We start from the raw sequence: 18,049 nt of genomic DNA, 5'->3' as shown, positions 1-18,049 counted from the left end.
CGCGCGGCGCTAGAACTCCAGTACCACCCGACCCTCGATCTGCCCGGCGCGCATCTGGTCGAGCACCTGGTTGATGTTGTCCAGCTTGTCACCGCGCACTGTGGCGGTGACCAGGCCCTCGCCGGCGAAATCCAGCGCCTCCTGTAGGTCGGCGCGGGTGCCGACGATGGAGCCGGTGATGTGCAGGCCCTTGAGCACCACGTCGAAGATCGGCGTGGGGAAATCGCCCGGCGGCAGGCCGACCAGCGAAATGGTACCGCCACGCCGGGCCATGCCGATGGCCTGGGCGAAAGCGGCGTTGGACACCGCGGTGACCAGCACGCCATGGGCGCCGCCGATGTCGCGTTGCACCACGGTTACCGGATCTTCCTTGCGCGCATTGATGCACAGGCTGGCGCCGAGCTTGCGCGCCAGCTCCAGCTTGGCGTCGTCGATGTCGATGGCCACCACATGCAGGCCCATGGCTCGCGCGTACTGCACCGCCACATGACCGAGCCCGCCGATGCCGGAGATGGCCACCCACTGGCCGGGACGTGCGCGGGTTTCCTTCAGGCCCTTGTAGACGGTGACGCCGGCACAGAGGATCGGCGCGATCTCGAGGAAGCTGGTGTTCTGAGGCAGCAGGCCGATGTAGTTGGGGTCGGCCAGCACATATTCGGCGTAGCCGCCGTTGATCGAGTAGCCGGTGTTCTGCTGGCTTTCGCAGAGGGTCTCCCAGCCGCTCAGGCAGTGTTCGCAGCAACCGCAGGCGCTATACAGCCAGGGCACGCCGACGCGGTCGCCTTCCTTCACCCGGGTCACCCCGCTGCCAACCGCGGCGACGTAGCCGACGCCCTCGTGGCCGGGAATGAACGGCAGGCTTGGCTTCACCGGCCAGTCGCCCTCGGCGGCGTGCAGGTCGGTGTGGCACACGCCGGAGGCCTCGATCTTCACCAGCACCTGGCCGGGGCCGGGCAGCGGCACCTTCACTTCCTCGATGCGCAGTGGTTCGCCGAAGGCATGCACCACCGCGGCTTTCATCGTTGCGTTCATGTTCGGGCTCCTTGCGCAGAGACGCGGAGCCCTCAGCCTAGGTCAGGCACGGTGGGGCGACATTGCTCTGGAGCAAGGGATCAGTCGGCGCTGACCAGCGGGCAGAAGATCAGCTGGTAGCAGAAGCGGGTGCCTTCCTGGGCGCCGATTTTCTCGCCATGTACGCGCAAGGGCGTGCATTCGGTGGCTGGCGAGGAGGCGCAGCCGCAGAGGCTGAGGAGCAGGGCGAACGCGGTGGCGTGGCGCATATTGAAGTCCTTTTCAATCGGCGGGGTGGGCTGTCGATTCTACCCGCGACCGGCCGGCGGCGCGGTGGCCGGGTTCGCGCTTTCGGCCCTGCGCCGGCTCAGCCGGCCAGCAGCAGGCCCCACAGGCCGAGCACGGCGAGGAAGTTGATGGTGAACACCAGGCCGCGCAGACGCACGTTGCCGGTCAGGATCTGCACCGCGCTGTGCACAAGGCGGCCGAGCAGGAACAGCCAGGCCAGCGCTAGCGCCGTGATGTTTTCCATCTGGGCCTGGATCAGCAGCAGGCAGGCGACGTGGAAGAACAGCGGAAACTCGAACTGGTTGCTCAGGTTGGCGCCAATGCGCGGCTCGACCAGCGCCCAGGGGTTGGAGCCATCCGCGCGCTGGCCGATGTTCCACACCTTGGGCGCACGGGCGACGGTCAGCAGGGCATAGAGGAAGGCGGTGAAGGCCACGTGCAGCGCCATCGGCAGAATCAGCGAGTGGATCATGGGGAGCCTGTTCCGTAGGTCTCAGGGGCGGTTGGAAATCTGCAGCAGGTTGCCCTCGGGGTCCTTGCCGTCGCAGAAGCACAGCGCATCCGGCGCACCGACGACCTTGCCCATGTTCGCGCCCAGTGTGATCAGGTGCTGGCGGTCGGCAGCGATGTCGCTCGAATGGAAGCAGGGCTTGAGCGCGCCGCCCTTGTCCTTCTTGCCCTTATGAAAGCCGATGCGCGTACTCGCCGAGCCCGGGTGCCCGACATCGACGAAGGAGCCGTCGCGGGACAGGACCTCCATCGCGAAAGCGCGCACATAGAACGCCGCGAGTGCTTCGGGATCGCTGCAGAAGATGATCAGGCGGTGAAGGAGCATCTGTGGTTCCTGATGGGGCGAGCGCCTCAGTTGTGATAACCCGATTGCAGCGCGGCTTTCAGCAGCACGTAGCCCACCACCTTCACGGTATTGCCGGCGTCCGTCACCAAGGTTTCCGGGGTCTTCAGCAGCTTTACCTGGATATTCTCCAGCGGCGATACCTTGACGTAGCAAACCTTGTTGCTCGGCTGCGAGGAGTAGTACAGCTGCGCGCACTGGAACTGCCGATCACCTTTCTGCAGGGCGGCCTCGACGTCTTCCTCAGGATTCTGCGGGACGACCTTCACATACTCGTCACTGGCCTTGCCTTGCCAGAGTTCGGCCGTTTCGCAGCCGGCGATGCTGAGCAGGGTAAATAGCGCTGCCACCAGTCTCATGTCGTTCTCCTTGAGTGAGATTTGCCGTGGTTTGCGGTTAGGCACGGCGAATGGCCGGCGCCATGGCGTCGTTGCAGATATCTGTGTGCAAGGTGGTGCGAGGTGCTGGCGCGTGCATGGGTGGAGCGGGGCGGGGCATGGCTCATCGGGATATCCGTATCCGTCGAGAAGGGGCTGGCCGCAGTCTGCCCCAGCGCCGGCGGCGCCTCAAGCCGTGGGGACACATTCATACACATCTGCTGCGTGACTATTCGCTGACAGACGGTCACGCCATAGGCGCGATGGTCGTGGCTTTGCGATATACTGCGCCGCCTCCGGGCCACCCTGGCCCGAACCTCACATGACAAGCCACGCCGAATGCGTGGCTTGTTGGTTTTTGTCGCGCCACAAAGGCGCCCGAGCTAGAGGCAAAACGATGAGCGCACTGGTTGGCGTGATCATGGGCTCCAAATCCGATTGGAGCACCCTCAGTCACACCGCAGACATGCTGGAAAAGCTGGGTATCCCCTACGAAGTGCAGGTGGTCTCCGCCCACCGCACCCCGGACCTGCTGTTCCAGTACGCCGAACAGGCCGAGAGCCGTGGCATCCAGGTGATCATCGCCGGCGCCGGCGGTGCCGCCCACCTGCCGGGCATGTGCGCGGCCAAGACCCACCTGCCGGTGCTCGGCGTGCCGGTACAGTCCGCCGTGCTGTCGGGCGTCGACTCGCTGCTGTCCATCGTGCAGATGCCGGCTGGCATCCCGGTCGCCACCCTGGCCATCGGCAAGGCCGGTGCGGTCAACGCCGCCCTGTTGGCCGCCAGCATCCTCGGCCACCAGCACCCGCAGTTCCATGACAAGCTCAAGGCGTTCCGCGACGAACAGACCCAGACTGTGCTGGACAACCCGGACCCGCGTTCCTGATCGAGGCCCTATAGATGAAGATCGGCGTAATCGGTGGCGGCCAGCTGGGTCGCATGATGGCCCTGGCGGGCACCCCGCTGGGCATGCACTTCTCCTTCCTCGACCCGGCCGCGGATGCCTGCGCCCAGGCGCTCGGCGAGCATATCCTCGGTGACTACGACGACCAGGAGCAGCTGCGCCGCCTGGCCGACCAGGTTGACCTGGTGACCTTCGAGTTCGAGAGCGTGCCGGCCGAGACCGTCGCCTTCCTCTCGCAGTTCGTGCCGGTCTACCCGAGCGCCGAGTCGCTGCGCATTGCCCGCGACCGCTGGTTCGAGAAGTCGATGTTCAAGGACCTCGGCATCCCGACGCCGGCCTTCGCCGACATCCAGTCGCAGGCCGATCTCGACGCCGCCGTGGCCAGCATCGGCCTGCCGGCGGTGATGAAGACCCGCACCCTGGGCTACGACGGCAAGGGCCAGAAGGTTCTGCGCAAGGCCGAAGACGTGGTCGGCGCCTTCGCCGAGCTGGGCAGCGTGCCGTGCATCCTCGAAGGCTTCGTGCCGTTCACCGGCGAAGTGTCGCTGGTGGCCGTGCGTGCCCGCGACGGCGAGACGCGCTTCTACCCGCTGGTGCACAACCGCCACGACAGTGGCGTGCTGGCCCTGTCCATCGCCAGCACCGCGCATCCGCTGCAGGCGCTGGCCGAGGACTACGTCGGCCGCGTGCTCAAGCAGCTCGACTACGTCGGCGTGCTGGCCTTCGAGTTCTTCGAAGTCGACGGTGGCCTCAAGGCCAACGAGATCGCCCCGCGCGTGCACAACTCCGGGCACTGGACCATCGAAGGCGCCGAGTGCAGCCAGTTCGAGAACCATCTGCGCGCCGTCGCCGGCCTGCCGCTGGGCTCCACCGCCAAGGTGGGCGAGAGCGCCATGCTCAACTTCCTCGGCAGCGTGCCGGAAGTGAGCAAGGTGGTGGCCATCGAGGATTGCCACCTGCACCACTACGGCAAGGCCTTCAAGGCCGGGCGCAAGGTCGGCCACGCCACCCTGCGCAGCAAGGACATGGCCAGCCTGAAGGCGCGTATCGCCGAGGTCGAGGCGCTGATTCAGGGTTGAACCCTGCCGCTTCGCTCCGGTCACAACAAGGCGTGCCTCGCGGCGCGCCTTGTTCGTTTCTGGCCTCGTAAAAGGAGCATGGCATGGGCATCATCGGCACCATCTTCATCGGCCTGATCGTCGGTCTGGTCGCACGTTTCCTCAAGCCCGGCGACGACAGCATGGGCTGGATCATGACCATCCTGCTCGGCATCGGCGGCTCGCTGGCGGCCACCTATGGCGGCCAGGCGCTGGGCATCTACCAGGCGGGGCAGGCTGCCGGCTTCATCGGCGCGGTGGTCGGCGCGGTGATCCTGCTGGTGATCTACAGCCTGATCAAGAAGGGCTGAGCTGGGGAACCGGCGTCGGGCGGGTTAGTCTTAGCGCTTTCCGCGCCGAGAGACCCGCCATGCGCCGCCTGCTGTTGTGCCTGTTGCTGCTACCCCTGCTGAGCCACGCCGAGCCGGCCGAACTGGACTGGCTGGAGCTGATGCCCAAGGAGGACCAGAAGGCCCTCGAAGCCATGCCGGAGATCAGCCACGACAGCCCCGAGGCGGCCGGCAGCTTCGGCCAGCAGGGCGGCCTCAAGCAGGAGCAGGGTTTGCCGGCGGTGATGTACTCGAACAAGACCGTGGCGCGCCTGGATGGCAAGACCATCCGCCTCGGCGGTTACCCGGTGCCGCTGGAGAGTGACGCCTCCGGCAAGACCACTCTGCTGTTCCTGGTGCCCTATCCGGGCGCCTGCATCCACGTGCCGCCACCACCGCCGAACCAGATCGTGCTGGTGCGCTACCCCAAGGGCATCACCCTGGACGATATCTACGAGCCGCTGTGGGTCGACGGCACCCTGCACATCGAGGCGGTGGACAACGAGCTGGCCGATGCCGCCTATGCGCTGGACGCCAGCCTGGTGCGCCTGGTCGAGGAAGACGACCTCTGAGGACGCCTCAGGCGTCCTCGCTCCACAGGCTCAGGCCGAGGCGCTGGTGGGCCCCGGGGGCCAGCTCCACGCAGTCGTCCCAGACATTGGCCGTCTCGATGCACAGCATGCGCTGCCAGGCGTCATCGGCGAAGCTGGACAGGCGCTGGGCCTTGTCGATCCACGGGTTCCACAGGATCGCCGAGCGCGAGCCGCGGGTTTCCAGCAGCAGGTCGCGCTGCCAGCCGGAATCGTGCAGGCGCAGCTGCGGCGGCACGTCGAGGTAGATGCGGTCGGTCTCGCCGGCAAACTGCAGCTCGCCGTCCTGGCGGCGCTCCTGCCAGTCCTCCAGCGTCTCGATATAGCGGCAGTCGTGCAGCCCCTGAACGGCCACCTGGCGAATGTCGCTGACCGCGAAGTAGCTGTGCAGCGCCTGGCTCAGGGCCAGTGGAGTCTCGCCCAGGTTGTGGCTCATCAGGTCCAGGTGCAGGCGTTCGTCCAAGCGGATATCCAGTTGCACACTGGCGGGATGTGGCCAGCCGGCCAGCGGGTGCTGGCGAGTGTCGAAGGCGAACTGCAGGTGCACGGCCTCGCCCTCGCTGTCGATGCCCAGCAGCTGCCAGTCCAGCGCACGCACGCCGCCATGGAAGGGCGCGGTCGCCAGGTTTTCGTGCTGCGCCTGCAGCGCCTGCGGGTTGCGCCCGAGGTCGCCGAACCACGGCCAGCACAGCGGCACGCCACCGCGTACCGAGAAGTTGCGCTGGTAGGTGGCCTGCTCGCTGAGCCAGATCAGCGGTGGCTGCTCGCCGCGCTGGTAGCTGAGCACCTGGGCGCCTTGTTGCGCCACCAGCAGCTCGGCCTTGCCCAGGCGCACGCGCCAGCAGGTCAGTTCGCCGAGTTCGATGCGTTCGATCTGTGCCTGGCTCATGTCGGTTCTCCCTGAAGTCTCGGCACATTTGACCGCAGCGCGGCGCAAAAGGCCAAACCCAATGAACAACGCCGACTCGAGGTCGGCGTTGTCTGGATCGGGGCTTGTGGCTCAGCCGCGGCGTGGCGGTACCGGGCGGGTGCGGCCGCTGCCGTCGATGGCGACGAAGACGAACACCGCCTCGGTGACCTTGCGCCACTCGCTGGACAGCGGGTCGTCGCTCCACACCTCGACCAGCATCTGGATCGAGCTGCGGCCGATCTCCAGTGCCTGGGTATAGAAGGACAGCTGCGCGCCCACGGCTACCGGTACCAGGAAGGCCATGCGGTCGATGGCCACGGTGGCGACGCGGCCGCCGGCGACCTTGCTGGCCATGGCGGTGCCGGCCAGGTCCATCTGCGAGACCAGCCAGCCGCCGTAGATGTCGCCGAAACCGTTGGTTTCGCGCGGCAGGGCGGTGATCTGCAGGGCCAGATCGCCCTGAGGGATGGGGTCTTCCTGTTCGAGTTCGATCATGCTGCAGGGCCCGAGGTAGATTCTTGTCGTTGACAGGCTGCGGCCCAAGCGGGGCGGGCCGTGCGCAGTATATAGAGGTGCGCGGTAAAGAACGACCCGTCGTAGTACGACTGCGGGGTTCCATCACGTTCCGGCGCTGCTGCGGTCACGGTGCCGATTTGCTAAGGTGCGGCCAGCCTTGCACCCTCCAAGAAGATAACCATGCCTGCCGAGCTTTCCGCTGCCGGCGCGCCTGCCGCGCGTCCCCTCAATCGTGGTGACTACAAGACCCTCTCGCTGTCCGCCCTGGGCGGTGCGCTGGAGTTCTACGACTTCATCATCTTCGTGTTCTTCGCCGCGGTGGTCGGCAAGCTGTTCTTCCCCGCCGAGATGCCGGAATGGCTGCGCCTGCTGCAGACCTTCGGCATCTTCGCCGCCGGCTACCTGGCGCGGCCGCTGGGCGGCATCGTCATGGCCCACTTCGGCGACCTGCTCGGGCGCAAACGCATGTTCACCCTGAGCATCTTCCTGATGGCGGTGCCGACCCTGATCATGGGCCTGCTGCCGACCTACGCGCAGATCGGCATCTGGGCGCCGTTGGCGCTGCTGGCCCTGCGCGTACTGCAGGGCGCGGCCATCGGTGGCGAAGTGCCGGGCGCCTGGGTGTTCGTCGCCGAGCACGTGCCGGCGCGGCGCATAGGCTTCGCCTGCAGCACCCTGACCGCGGGCCTGACCACCGGCATCCTGCTCGGCTCGCTGACTGCCAGCGTGATCAACCGCGTGTTCACCCCTGAAGAGCTGGCCGACTACGCCTGGCGGATTCCCTTCATCATTGGTGGGGTGTTCGGCCTGATCTCCGTCTACCTGCGCCGCTACCTGCACGAGACCCCGGTGTTCGCCGAGCTGCAGGAGCGCCAGTCGCTGGCTGCCGAGCTGCCGCTCAAGGCGGTGGTGCGCGAGCATCGCCCGGCGGTGCTGCTGTCGATGCTGCTGACCTGGGTGCTGTCGGCCGGCATCGTGGTGGTGATCCTGATGACCCCGACCCTGCTGCAGACCCTGTACGGCTTCCCCGCGGCGCAGGCGCTGCTGGCCAACGGCGTGGCCATTGTCTGCCTGAGCGTCGGCTGCATACTGGCGGGCCTGGCGGCCGATCGCTTCGGCCCGGGGCGCACCTTCCTGGTCGGCGGCCTGGCGCTGCTGCTCAGTTCCTGGTCGTTCTATACCGGGATCAAGAGCCATCCGGAGCTGCTGGTACCGCTGTATGCCCTGGCCGGGCTGTTCGTCGGCACCATCGGCGCCATCCCCATGGTCATGGTCAAGGCCTTCCCGGTACCGGTGCGTTTCACCGGGGTGTCGTTCTCCTACAACCTGGCCTACGCCATCTTCGGTGGCCTGACGCCGATCCTGGTCAGCCTGCTGCTGGCCTGGAATCCGCTGGGCCCGGCCATCTACGTCGCCGCGCTGTGCCTGCTGCTGATGCTGCTCGGCGTCTGGCTGTGGCAGCGCCGGGGCGCGGCAGAGGCTCTGGCCTGAGGCTTGTAGCCGTCAGCCGGAGGCCCGTTCGCGGGCCTTCGTGTTTTTTGCACGCTTTAACCTGATTGTCACAATCCAGTCATAGAGTCTTCATGCGGCCTGCAGATACTTGGGCCCGTTCCATCCAACCCCATTCCTGCTTAGGAGCAAGGCATGAAACTCAAGCGTTTGATGGCGGCCCTGACCTTCGCCGCCGCTGGCGTAGGCGCTGCATCCGCGTTCGCCGCTGTCGACCCGTCCATCCCCGGCTATCAGAAGACCGCTGGTGTATCGGGCAACCTGTCCAGCGTCGGCTCCGATTCCCTGGCCAACCTCATGACCCTGTGGGCCGAGGAATACAAGAAGCTGTACCCGAACGTGAACATCCAGATTCAGGCTGCCGGTTCCTCCACCGCGCCGCCCGCGCTGACCGAAGGCACCGCTAACCTGGGCCCGATGTCCCGCGCCATGAAGGACAACGAGCTGCAGGCCTTCGAAGAGAAGTTCGGCTACAAGCCGACCGCCGTTCCGGTTGCCATCGACGCCCTGGCCGTGTTCGTGCACAAGGACAACCCGATCAAGCAGCTGACCATGCAGCAGATCGACGGCATCTTCTCCGCCACCAAGCTGTGCGGCGGTAGCGACATCAAGACCTGGGGCGACGTTGGCCTGAGCGGCGAGTGGGCCGACAAGCCGATCCAGCTGTTCGGTCGTAACTCGGTATCCGGCACCTACGGCTACTTCAAGGAAGAAGGCCTGTGCAAAGGCGACTTCAAGGCCAACGTCAACGAGCAGCCGGGTTCGGCTTCCGTGGTCCAGTCGATCTCCAGCACCGTCAACGCCATCGGTTACTCGGGCATCGGCTACCGCACCGCTAGCGTGCGCGCCGTTCCCCTGGTCAACAAGAAGGGCGAAGTCGAGGAAGCCAACGAAACCAACGCCCTGTCCGGCAAGTACCCGCTGGCTCGCTTCTTCTACGTCTACGTGAACAAGGCGCCGAACAAGCCGCTGAGCCCGCTGGAAGCCGAGTTCGTCAAACTCGTCCTGTCCCAGCAAGGCCAGCAAGTGGTAGTGAAGGATGGTTACATCCCGCTGCCGGCCAAAGTGGTCGAGAAAACCAAGCAGGAACTGGGTCTGTAATAGCAGCCCCGAGATGCGCCGGGACCCCATCCCCGGCGCATCATCCGACACGCCCGCGACTCTTCGGAGCCGTGGGCGTTGTCACGTCACCGCTCTGTAATCTTTCTGTCACACGAGCCGGATAGATTGACGTACCTCACAACGAGCGGGCTGTGTATGCCCCGTCCGAGAACTCCTCATGAATGACCTGGCCAATAACCGCATGAGTGCTTCCAACAGCCATCGGATCGATTTCGATACCCCAGCCCTGCAACGCAAGCGGCGCATGCGCGCCCTCAAGGACCGCATGGCGCGTTGGTACGTGTCCATCGGCGGCCTGGCCGTGCTGGCCTGTATCACCCTGATCTTCTTCTACCTCGCCTATGTGGTCGCGCCGATGTTCGGCGGTGCCGACATGGAAGCCCGCCAGCCGCAACAACCGAGCTGGCTGACCGATTCGGGCGAGGCCCTGCTGCTCTCCGTGGAAGAGCAGAACAAGGTCGCCATGCGCCTGTCGCGCAGCGGCCAGGTGCAGTTCTTCGGCCTGAAGGACGGCATCGCCATGAACGCCTACCAGCTGGCCCTGCCGGCTGGTGCCAGCATCGCCTCGGTGAGCCAGGACCAGCCCGGCAGCCACCGCGTGGTGCTGGGCCTGTCCAACGGCCAGGCGCTGGTGTTCGAGCATGTCTACAAGGTGAGCTACCCGAACAACGTCAAGACCATCACGCCGCAGCTGGAATACCCCTTCGGCGAGGCGCCGATCACCCTCGATGCGCAGGGCCGTGCCCTGGAGCACGTGGCAATCAGCGAGAACGGCGACAGCCTGATGCTCAGCGCCTCCACCGGTGCCGAGCTGCAGCTGCTGAACATCAGCCGTGAAGAGAACCTGATGACCGGCGAGGTCAGCCTCGACGAGACCCGCATCGACCTGCCGCAGATCGCCGAGCCGATCAAGGCGATGATCATCGACCCGCGCCAGCAGTGGCTGTTCGTGATCAACGGCAAGGCCACCGCCGACGTCTTCGACCTGCGCAACAAGTCGCTCAACGGCCGCTACAAGCTGCTGCAGGGCGAAGCCGAAGTGACCACGGTCAACCCGCTGCTCGGCGGCATCTCGCTGATGGTCGGCGACAGCAAGGGCGGCATCGGCCAGTGGTTCATGGTGCGTGACGCCGACGGCAAGGCCGCACTGACCCACATCCGCGGCTTCCAGCTGAACGATGCGGCGATCACCCAGATTCTTCCGGAAGAGCGCCGCAAGGGCTTCCTGGCGCTGGACGCCGAAGGCCACCTGGGCATCTTCCACAGCACCGCACACCGTACTCTGCTGACCGAGAAGGTCGCCGATGGCGCCACCGTGGGCGCCCTGTCGCCGCGCGCCAACCGCGTGCTGGTCGAGTCGAAGAACGGCCTGCAGCGCTTCGTCATCGACAACCCGCACCCGGAGATATCCTGGAGCGCGCTGTGGGGCAAAGTCTGGTACGAGAGCTATGACGAGCCTAAGTACGTCTGGCAGTCGACCTCGGCCAACACCGACTTCGAGCCCAAGATGAGCCTGGCGCCGCTGACCTTCGGTACCCTCAAGGCCGCCTTCTACGCCATGCTGCTGGCCGCTCCGCTGGCCATCTGCGCGGCCATCTACACCGCCTACTTCATGGCCCCGAGCATGCGCCGCAAGGTCAAGCCGGTGATCGAACTGATGGAGGCCCTGCCGACGGTGATCCTCGGCTTCTTCGCCGGTCTGTTCCTGGCGCCCTACGTCGAAGGCCACCTGCCGGGCATCTTCAGCCTGCTGCTGCTCATGCCGGTCGGCGTGTTGCTCGCCGCCTACGCCTGGAGCCGCCTGCCGGAGCGCATCCGCCTGGTGATTCCGGACGGCTGGGAAGCGGCTCTGCTGATCCCGGTGATCCTGCTGATCGGTGCCGGTTCGCTGGGCATGAGCGGCCACCTGGAGAACTGGTTCTTCGGCGGCGACATGCGCCTGTGGATCAGCAACGACCTGGGAATCACCTTCGACCAGCGCAACGCCCTGGTGGTCGGCCTGGCCATGGGCTTCGCGGTGATCCCGAACATCTACTCGATCGCCGAAGACGCCGTGTTCAGCGTGCCGAAGAGCCTGACCTTCGGCTCCCTGGCCCTGGGTGCCACGCCCTGGCAGACCCTGACCCGCGTGGTGATCCTCACCGCCAGCCCGGGCATCTTCTCGGCGCTGATGATCGGCCTCGGCCGCGCCGTCGGCGAGACCATGATCGTGCTGATGGCCACCGGCAACACGCCGATCATGGACATGAACATCTTCCAGGGTCTGCGCACGCTTGCCGCCAACGTGGCGGTGGAGATGCCGGAGTCCGAGGTGGGCAGTACCCACTACCGCGTGCTGTTCCTCTCCGCGCTGGTGCTGCTGGGCTTCACCTTCGTGATGAACACGCTGGCGGAATTGATCCGTACTCGCCTGCGCAAGAAATACGCGTCGCTCTGAGAACTGGGAAAGGTAGACGTCCGTGAAAACCAAAGAGCAAAACTTCAAATCCTGGTTCAAGAGTGGCTCGCCCTGGGTGTGGATGACCGCCAGTGGCGTGTCCATTGCTGTGATCATGACCATCGGCCTGCTCGCCGTGATCGCCGTACGCGGTCTCGGCCACTTCTGGCCGGCCGACGTGATCGAGGCCAAGTACCAGGTGCCGGGCGAAGCTGCCCGCGTGATGGCCGGCGAGCTGGTGCAGGAAGAACAAGTCCCGCGTGCCCGTCTGGCCGCTGCCGGCCTGCCGGTGGATATCAGCGGTGGCGAGTTCCTCACCCGTGAGCTGTTCAAGGTCGGCAACCGTGAGGTCTACGGCGCCGACTTCAGCTGGGTGGTAGCCGAGTGGCTGAGCGAGCCGCGCACTCCCGAGAGCCTGATGGTCATGGAGCGCCGCGAGTGGGGCAACTTCTATGGCTACCTGCTCAACGTCAAACAGGGTGGTCAGGTCGTTGCCGAGGGCGATGCCGCCTGGAACGAGCTGCAGAGCCGCATCACCCGCGTCGACGAGCTGCATGCGCAGCAGGTGCGCCTGGAAAAAAGCGACATCGGCCACATCAACCACGGCCTCGAGCAGCTGCGCCTGGAAGGCCGCAAGCTGGAACTCAAGGACCAGCTGAGCGCCGCCGCCCAGGCCGACCTCGACGCCCAGCGCGCCGAGCTGGATGCCCAGTACAAGGTGCTCGAAGGCAAGCTGATCGCCCTGCACAACGAGCTGGCCCGCGACAGCGTGACGGTGAAGACCGTCGACGGCCGCGAGCAGGAGATCGCCCTGAGCAAGGTGGTGCGTGCCTACCAGCCCAACGCCATGGGCACCGGTAGCAAGATCGGCTTCTACTTCGCCAAGCTGTGGGAATTCCTCAGCGACGAGCCGCGTGAGGCCAATACCGAGGGCGGCATCTTCCCGGCCATCTTCGGCACCGTGATGATGACCCTGATCATGGCCGTGATCGTCACCCCGTTCGGTGTGCTGGCAGCCATCTACCTGCGCGAGTACGCCAAGCAGGGCGCCTTGACCCGGATCATCCGCATCGCCGTGAACAACCTGGCCGGTGTGCCGGCCATCGTCTACGGCGTGTTCGGCCTGGGCTTCTTCGTCTACGTGCTGGGTGGCTCGATCGACCGCCTGTTCTTCCCGGAGGCCGCACCGGCGCCGACCTTCGGCACCCCGGGCCTGATGTGGGCCTCGCTGACCCTGGCGATCCTCGCCGTGCCGGTGGTGATCGTCGCCACCGAGGAAGGCCTGGCGCGTATCCCGCGGGCCCTGCGCGAAGGTTCCCTGGCGCTCGGCGCGACCAAGGCCGAGACCCTGTGGAAGGTGGTGCTGCCGATGGCCAGCCCGGCCATGATGACCGGCATGATCCTCGCCGTGGCCCGCGCCGCTGGCGAAGTGGCACCGCTGATGCTGGTTGGCGTGGTCAAGCTGGCACCGAGCCTGCCGGTCGACGGTAACTACCCGTACCTGCACCTGGACCAGAAGATCATGCACCTGGGCTTCCACATCTACGACGTCGGCTTCCAGAGCCCCAACGTCGAGGCCGCCCGCCCGCTGGTGTACGCCACCGCGTTGCTGCTGGTGCTGGTGATCGCCCTGCTCAACCTGAGCGCCGTATTCATCCGTAACCACCTGCGCGAGAAGTACAAGGCGCTGGATCATTGATCAATGGCGTCGCCTGGCCTGGCCGGGCGACCTGAACGAATTGTTAGCGTAGGGAGCCTCCCATGCAGCACGAAGTACACACCCACGGTATCGACATGGCCGCCCTCGGCCGCCAAAAGCAGGGCCTCAACCTGGCGGAAGAAACCGTCGCCCTGGAAGTGCCTGGCCTCAGCCTGTTCTACGGCGAGAAGCAGGCACTGTTCGATGTCAGCATGAACATTCCGAAGCAGCGCGTGACCGCCTTCATCGGCCCGTCCGGCTGCGGCAAGTCGACCCTGCTGCGTACCTTCAACCGGATGAACGATCTGGTCGACGGCTGCCGCGTACAGGGCGAGATCCGCCTCGACGGCCACGACATCTACAAGAAGGGCGTGGACGTCGCCGAGCTGCGTCGCCGCGTCGGCATGGTGTTCCAGAAGCCCAACCCGTTCCCCAAGAGCATCTACGAGAACGTGGTGTACGGCCTGCGCATCCAGGGTGTGAACCAGAAGCGCGTGCTCGACGAGACCGTCGAGTGGGCCCTGAAGAGCGCCGCCCTGTGGGACGAGGTCAAGGACCGTCTGCACGACTCCGCCCTCGGCCTCTCCGGTGGCCAGCAGCAGCGTCTGGTGATCGCCCGTACCGTGGCGGTGCAGCCGGAAGTGCTGCTGCTCGACGAACCCTGCTCGGCACTCGACCCGATCTCGACCCTCAAGGTCGAAGAGCTGATCTACGAGCTGAAGAGCAAGTACACCATCGTCATCGTCACCCACAACATGCAGCAGGCGGCGCGCGTCTCCGACTACACCGCGTTCATGTACATGGGCAAACTGATCGAGTTCGGCGACACCGATACCCTGTTCACCAACCCGGCCAAGAAGCAAACCGAGGACTACATCACCGGCCGTTACGGCTAGTGGTGTGGTGGTCTAACAAAAACCAACTCGAAACCGGTTTGCATAGGATTCCGCGATGATCAACAAAGACAGCCTCACCCATCACATCTCTCAGCAGTTCAACGCCGAGCTGGAGGAAGTGCGTAGCCACCTCCTGGCGATGGGCGGCCTGGTCGAGAAGCAGGTCAACGACGCGGTCACCGCGCTGATCGAGGCCGACTCCGGCCTGGCCCAGCAGGTGCGCGAGATCGACGACCAGATCAACCAGATGGAAACCAACATCGACGAGGAATGCCTGCGCATTCTCGCCCGTCGCCAGCCGGCCGCTTCCGACCTGCGCCTGATCATCAGCATCTCCAAGTCGGTGATCGACCTCGAGCGCATCGGTGACGAGGCCTCGAAGATCGCCAAGCGCGCCATCGAGCTGTGCGAGAGCGGCGAGGCCCCGCGCGGCTACGTCGAGGTGCGTCACATCGGCGACCAGGTGCGCAAGATGGTGCAGGAGTCGCTGGACGCCTTCGCCCGCTTCGACGCCGAGCTGGCCCTGTCGGTGGCGCAGTACGACAAGACCATCGACCGCGAGTACAAGACCGCCCTGCGCGAGCTGGTCACCTTCATGATGGAAGACCCGCGCTCGATCACCCGCGTGCTGTCGATCATCTGGGTCCTGCGTTCGCTGGAGCGCATTGGTGACCACGCGCGCAACATCGCCGAACTGGTCATCTACCTGGTGCGCGGCACCGATGTGCGCCACATGGGCCTGGCGCGCATGCAGGAAGAAGTGCAGGCCGGCAAGACCGAGTAAGCCTGTGACGGATGCCCCGGCTGCGTCGGGTGCATCCGTTGGCCATGGGCCAGTATCCCCGGCTATGCTTGTCGACATCGTTGTAGGGAGTGGTCGATGAGCAAAGTCAGTGTGCTGGTGGTGGACGACGCCACCTTTATCCGTGATCTGGTGAAGAAGGGTCTGCGCGACCACTTCCCCGGCATCCAGATCGAGGAGGCGGTCAACGGGCGCAAGGCCCAGCAGATGCTCGCCCGCCAACCCGTTGACCTGATCCTCTGCGACTGGGAGATGCCGGAGATGTCCGGCCTCGAGCTGCTCACCTGGTGCCGCGAGCAGGAAACCCTGAAGACCACGCCGTTCGTCATGGTTACCAGCCGTGGTGACAAGGAGAACGTGGTGCAGGCCATCCAGGCCGGCGTCACCGACTACATCGGCAAGCCCTTCTCCAACGAACAGCTGATCACCAAGGTCAAGAAAGCCCTGCACCGTGCCGGCAAGCTGCAGGCCCTGGCCGCCTCGGCGCCGCCGAAGATGCTCAGCAGCGGCGCCTTCGCCAACGACTCGCTGGCCGCCCTCACTGGCGGCAAGGCCGAGGTGGTCAAACCGGCCGCCAAGGCTGCTGCTCCTGCCGCTGCTGCGGCATTCGCCAAACCTGAACCCGCAGCCAAGGCTGCTGCCGCACCCGCCGGTCGCGGCCAGGGTCAGCTGCGCCTGCCCGGCGGCAGCATGGCCTGCGTGATCAAGGCGCTGAGCCTCAAGGAGGCGCTGTTGGTGGTCAAACGCGCCGAGCTGTTGCCGCAGGTGCTGGAAAGCGCTGTGCTCGACCTGGAGCAGGGCGAGGCCGCCGAGACCGCGCGCCTCAACGGCTACCTGCACTCGGTGGCGGCGCTGGAACCCAAGCCGGACAGCGAGTGGCTGCAGCTGACCTTCAAGTTCGTCGACAAGGATCCGCAGAAGCTCGACTACCTGTCGCGCCTGATCGCCCGCGGCACCGCGCAGAAGCACTTCGTTCCGGGCGCGTAGTCGGGCGCCTGAGCCTTTCCCGTGGCCGGAGCCATCCGGCCATTGTCACCGAGCCAATAAAAAAGCCGCTCCCGATCGTGGCGGGAGCGGCTTCGTCATTCGGGCCATGGCCCGAAATCAGCCGGCCAGCATGCGTCCGCACTCTTCCAGGTTGATGTGCCACTGCAGCGCCTCGCGCAGCAGGTGCGGGGTGTGGCCGCCCTTGGCGCAGGCGCGCTCGAAGTAGTCGTTGAGCGGGCCGCGGAAGTCCGGGTGCACGCAGTTGTCGATGATCGCCCGGGCGCGTTCGCGCGGCGCCAGGCCACGCAGGTCAGCCAGGCCCTGCTCGGTGACCAGGATGTCGACGTCATGCTCGCTGTGGTCGACGTGGCTGACCATCGGCACCACGCTGGAAATCGCGCCGCCCTTGGCGATGGACTTGGTGACGAAGATCGCCAGGTGCGCGTTGCGGGCGAAGTCGCCCGAGCCGCCGATGCCGTTCATCATCCGGGTGCCGCCGACGTGGGTCGAGTTGACGTTGCCGTACAGGTCGAACTCCAGCGCGGTGTTGATGCCGATGATGCCAAGACGGCGGACGATCTCCGGGTGGTTGGAGATTTCCTGCGGGCGCAGCACCAGCTTGTCCTTGTACTGCTCCAGGTTGCCGAACACCCGCGCGTTGCAGCGCTCGGACAGGGTGATCGAGCAGCCCGAGGCGAAGCGCATCTTGCCGGCGTCGATCAGCTCGAAGGTGGAGTCCTGCAGGACCTCGGAATACATCACCAGATCCTCGAACGGCGACTCCAGCAGGCCGCACATCACCGCGTTGGCGATGCTGCCGATGCCGGCCTGCAGCGGACCGAGGTTGGACGGCAGGCGCCCGGCATCGACCTCGCGGCCGAAGAAGGCGATCAGATGGTCGGCGATGGCCTGGGTGTCGGCGTCCGGCGGGGTGACAGTGGAATAGGAGTCGGCCTGTTCGGTGATGACGATGGCGACGATCTTCTCCGGCGGGATCGGGATGGCGCCGCTGCCGATGCGCTGCTCGGCGCTCACCAGCGGGATCGGCGTGCGCGTCGGCCGGTAGGTCGGGATGTAGATGTCGTGCAGGCCTTCCAGATTCGGGTTGTGCGCCAGGTTGATCTCGACGATCACCTTGTCGGCGAAGATCGCGAAGCTGGCCGAGTTGCCCACCGAGGTGGTCGGCACGATGTGGCCGTCCTCGGTGATGGCGACCGCCTCGATCACCGCGATGTCCGGCTTCTTCAGCTGCAGGTTGCGGATCTGCTCGACGGTGTCGGACAGGTGCTGGTCGATGAACATCACGCTGCCATCGTTGATCGCCTTGCGCAGGGTGCTGTCGACCTGGAACGGCATGCGCCGGGCCAGCACGCCGGCCTCGGTGAGCTGCTTGTCGAGGTCGTTGCCCAGGCTGGCACCAGTCATCAGGCTGATCTGCAGCGGCGTAGCCTTGGCCCGCTCGGCCAGGGCGCGAGGCACGGCCTTGGCCTCGCCGGCGCGGGTGAAGCCGCTCATGCCGACGGTCATGCCGTCCTCGATCAGGGCGGCGGCATCGGCCGCGCTCATCAGCTTGTCCAGCAGGGCAGGCAGGCGGATGCGGTCGGAATACATGGCGGAACCTCGGCAGGCAGAAAGTGCGAAGGCCGGCAGTCTAGGCGCCACGCCGGCCTGCGCCAGTTCGACCAAGGTCGGATTGAGCGCTCTACGCCGAGCCTTTCGTCG

At 65.8% G+C, this 18,049-nt stretch carries 19 protein-coding genes; 11 read left to right on the top strand and 8 right to left on the bottom strand.

Features of this window, described 5'->3' with window-relative positions:
* Window positions 1-9: 9 nt before the first annotated feature.
* From adhP to PTT45_RS06660, 5 genes are all read right to left on the bottom strand, one after another.
* Window positions 10-1,032: an alcohol dehydrogenase AdhP gene (adhP, locus tag PTT45_RS06680; protein WP_273812227.1), complete on the bottom strand. Its 1,023-nt coding sequence runs from the start codon at window positions 1,030-1,032 to the stop codon at window positions 10-12.
* Window positions 1,033-1,112: 80 nt separating this feature from the next.
* Entirely contained in the window at window positions 1,113-1,280 is a 168-nt protein-coding gene (locus PTT45_RS06675) for a hypothetical protein (protein ID WP_273812226.1), read from the bottom strand.
* A 98-nt stretch (window positions 1,281-1,378) separates the two neighbouring features.
* Window positions 1,379-1,771, bottom strand: coding sequence for an MAPEG family protein (locus PTT45_RS06670; RefSeq protein WP_273812225.1), 393 nt, complete (start codon window positions 1,769-1,771; stop codon window positions 1,379-1,381).
* A 21-nt stretch (window positions 1,772-1,792) separates the two neighbouring features.
* Window positions 1,793-2,134 carry a VOC family protein gene (locus PTT45_RS06665; protein ID WP_273812224.1) on the bottom strand — a complete coding sequence of 114 codons (342 nt, stop codon included), beginning with the start codon at window positions 2,132-2,134 and terminating at the stop codon, window positions 1,793-1,795.
* Between the two features lie 26 nt (window positions 2,135-2,160).
* The gene (locus tag PTT45_RS06660; protein WP_273812223.1) at window positions 2,161-2,511 is read right to left on the bottom strand and encodes a hypothetical protein; all 351 of its coding nucleotides are present in this window, start codon (window positions 2,509-2,511) and stop codon (window positions 2,161-2,163) included.
* Between the two features lie 415 nt (window positions 2,512-2,926).
* Here PTT45_RS06660 and purE point away from each other — a divergent pair, with 415 nt between their 5' ends.
* From purE to PTT45_RS06640, 4 genes are all read left to right on the top strand, one after another.
* Complete coding sequence (gene purE / locus PTT45_RS06655; protein WP_043309671.1) at window positions 2,927-3,415, top strand: 5-(carboxyamino)imidazole ribonucleotide mutase; 489 nt, start codon at window positions 2,927-2,929, stop codon at window positions 3,413-3,415.
* Between the two features lie 14 nt (window positions 3,416-3,429).
* On the top strand, window positions 3,430-4,512 hold the full coding sequence (locus PTT45_RS06650; RefSeq protein WP_273812221.1) for a 5-(carboxyamino)imidazole ribonucleotide synthase: 1,083 nt from the start codon (window positions 3,430-3,432) through the stop codon (window positions 4,510-4,512).
* An 83-nt stretch (window positions 4,513-4,595) separates the two neighbouring features.
* Window positions 4,596-4,841, top strand: a complete 246-nt coding sequence (locus PTT45_RS06645; RefSeq protein ID WP_273812220.1) for a GlsB/YeaQ/YmgE family stress response membrane protein — start codon at window positions 4,596-4,598, stop codon at window positions 4,839-4,841.
* Window positions 4,842-4,900: 59 nt separating this feature from the next.
* Window positions 4,901-5,431 (top strand): DUF3299 domain-containing protein, encoded by a 531-nt coding sequence (locus PTT45_RS06640; protein ID WP_043309668.1) that lies wholly within the window; start codon window positions 4,901-4,903, stop codon window positions 5,429-5,431.
* A 7-nt stretch (window positions 5,432-5,438) separates the two neighbouring features.
* Here the strand turns inward: PTT45_RS06640 and PTT45_RS06635 are convergent, their stop codons facing one another.
* Window positions 5,439-6,338, bottom strand: a complete 900-nt coding sequence (locus tag PTT45_RS06635) for a D-hexose-6-phosphate mutarotase (RefSeq protein ID WP_273812217.1) — start codon at window positions 6,336-6,338, stop codon at window positions 5,439-5,441.
* A 111-nt stretch (window positions 6,339-6,449) separates the two neighbouring features.
* A complete protein-coding gene (locus tag PTT45_RS06630; protein ID WP_021702135.1) occupies window positions 6,450-6,854 on the bottom strand; it encodes an acyl-CoA thioesterase in 405 nt (134 codons plus the stop codon).
* Between the two features lie 201 nt (window positions 6,855-7,055).
* Here PTT45_RS06630 and PTT45_RS06625 point away from each other — a divergent pair, with 201 nt between their 5' ends.
* The 7 genes from PTT45_RS06625 (at window position 7,056) to PTT45_RS06595 (ending at window position 16,327) form a co-directional block, all read left to right on the top strand.
* Window positions 7,056-8,366: an MFS transporter gene (locus tag PTT45_RS06625; RefSeq protein WP_273812216.1), complete on the top strand. Its 1,311-nt coding sequence runs from the start codon at window positions 7,056-7,058 to the stop codon at window positions 8,364-8,366.
* A 153-nt stretch (window positions 8,367-8,519) separates the two neighbouring features.
* A complete protein-coding gene (locus tag PTT45_RS06620; protein WP_043307711.1) occupies window positions 8,520-9,485 on the top strand; it encodes a PstS family phosphate ABC transporter substrate-binding protein in 966 nt (321 codons plus the stop codon).
* Window positions 9,486-9,663: 178 nt separating this feature from the next.
* Entirely contained in the window at window positions 9,664-11,943 is a 2,280-nt protein-coding gene (locus PTT45_RS06615) for an ABC transporter permease subunit (RefSeq protein ID WP_273812215.1), read from the top strand.
* A gap of 82 nt (window positions 11,944-12,025) precedes the next feature.
* The gene (gene pstA, locus PTT45_RS06610) at window positions 12,026-13,642 is read left to right on the top strand and encodes a phosphate ABC transporter permease PstA (protein ID WP_443218155.1); all 1,617 of its coding nucleotides are present in this window, start codon (window positions 12,026-12,028) and stop codon (window positions 13,640-13,642) included.
* 62 nt (window positions 13,643-13,704) lie between these two features.
* Window positions 13,705-14,538: a phosphate ABC transporter ATP-binding protein PstB gene (gene pstB, locus PTT45_RS06605; protein WP_273812213.1), complete on the top strand. Its 834-nt coding sequence runs from the start codon at window positions 13,705-13,707 to the stop codon at window positions 14,536-14,538.
* Window positions 14,539-14,593: 55 nt separating this feature from the next.
* On the top strand, window positions 14,594-15,322 hold the full coding sequence (gene phoU / locus PTT45_RS06600) for a phosphate signaling complex protein PhoU (protein ID WP_043307706.1): 729 nt from the start codon (window positions 14,594-14,596) through the stop codon (window positions 15,320-15,322).
* Window positions 15,323-15,418: 96 nt separating this feature from the next.
* Window positions 15,419-16,327: a response regulator gene (locus PTT45_RS06595; RefSeq protein WP_273812212.1), complete on the top strand. Its 909-nt coding sequence runs from the start codon at window positions 15,419-15,421 to the stop codon at window positions 16,325-16,327.
* Window positions 16,328-16,444: 117 nt separating this feature from the next.
* Here PTT45_RS06595 and PTT45_RS06590 read toward each other — a convergent pair whose 3' ends face one another.
* Window positions 16,445-17,938 carry an acetyl-CoA hydrolase/transferase family protein gene (locus PTT45_RS06590; protein ID WP_273812211.1) on the bottom strand — a complete coding sequence of 498 codons (1,494 nt, stop codon included), beginning with the start codon at window positions 17,936-17,938 and terminating at the stop codon, window positions 16,445-16,447.
* Window positions 17,939-18,049: the final 111 nt, after the last annotated feature.

The sequence above is a fragment of the Pseudomonas sp. Gutcm_11s genome, from assembly GCF_028649395.1.
Lineage (GTDB): Bacteria > Pseudomonadota > Gammaproteobacteria > Pseudomonadales > Pseudomonadaceae > Aquipseudomonas.
This window is presented reverse-complemented; position numbering and strand designations above follow the sequence as displayed.

Bases quoted from the DNA above. Each gene is read 5' to 3' on its own strand.
- adhP (WP_273812227.1), bottom strand. From the start codon at position 1,032: ATGAACGCAACGATGAAAGCCGCGGTGGTGCATGCCTTCGGCGAACCA.
- PTT45_RS06675 (WP_273812226.1), bottom strand. From the start codon at position 1,280: ATGCGCCACGCCACCGCGTTCGCCCTGCTCCTCAGCCTCTGCGGCTGC.
- PTT45_RS06670 (WP_273812225.1), bottom strand. From the start codon at position 1,771: ATGATCCACTCGCTGATTCTGCCGATGGCGCTGCACGTGGCCTTCACC.
- PTT45_RS06665 (WP_273812224.1), bottom strand. From the start codon at position 2,134: ATGCTCCTTCACCGCCTGATCATCTTCTGCAGCGATCCCGAAGCACTC.
- PTT45_RS06660 (WP_273812223.1), bottom strand. From the start codon at position 2,511: ATGAGACTGGTGGCAGCGCTATTTACCCTGCTCAGCATCGCCGGCTGC.
- purE (WP_043309671.1), top strand. From the start codon at position 2,927: ATGAGCGCACTGGTTGGCGTGATCATGGGCTCCAAATCCGATTGGAGC.
- PTT45_RS06650 (WP_273812221.1), top strand. From the start codon at position 3,430: ATGAAGATCGGCGTAATCGGTGGCGGCCAGCTGGGTCGCATGATGGCC.
- PTT45_RS06645 (WP_273812220.1), top strand. From the start codon at position 4,596: ATGGGCATCATCGGCACCATCTTCATCGGCCTGATCGTCGGTCTGGTC.
- PTT45_RS06640 (WP_043309668.1), top strand. From the start codon at position 4,901: ATGCGCCGCCTGCTGTTGTGCCTGTTGCTGCTACCCCTGCTGAGCCAC.
- PTT45_RS06635 (WP_273812217.1), bottom strand. From the start codon at position 6,338: ATGAGCCAGGCACAGATCGAACGCATCGAACTCGGCGAACTGACCTGC.
- PTT45_RS06630 (WP_021702135.1), bottom strand. From the start codon at position 6,854: ATGATCGAACTCGAACAGGAAGACCCCATCCCTCAGGGCGATCTGGCC.
- PTT45_RS06625 (WP_273812216.1), top strand. From the start codon at position 7,056: ATGCCTGCCGAGCTTTCCGCTGCCGGCGCGCCTGCCGCGCGTCCCCTC.
- PTT45_RS06620 (WP_043307711.1), top strand. From the start codon at position 8,520: ATGAAACTCAAGCGTTTGATGGCGGCCCTGACCTTCGCCGCCGCTGGC.
- PTT45_RS06615 (WP_273812215.1), top strand. From the start codon at position 9,664: ATGAATGACCTGGCCAATAACCGCATGAGTGCTTCCAACAGCCATCGG.
- pstA (WP_443218155.1), top strand. From the start codon at position 12,026: ATGACCGCCAGTGGCGTGTCCATTGCTGTGATCATGACCATCGGCCTG.
- pstB (WP_273812213.1), top strand. From the start codon at position 13,705: ATGCAGCACGAAGTACACACCCACGGTATCGACATGGCCGCCCTCGGC.
- phoU (WP_043307706.1), top strand. From the start codon at position 14,594: ATGATCAACAAAGACAGCCTCACCCATCACATCTCTCAGCAGTTCAAC.
- PTT45_RS06595 (WP_273812212.1), top strand. From the start codon at position 15,419: ATGAGCAAAGTCAGTGTGCTGGTGGTGGACGACGCCACCTTTATCCGT.
- PTT45_RS06590 (WP_273812211.1), bottom strand. From the start codon at position 17,938: ATGTATTCCGACCGCATCCGCCTGCCTGCCCTGCTGGACAAGCTGATG.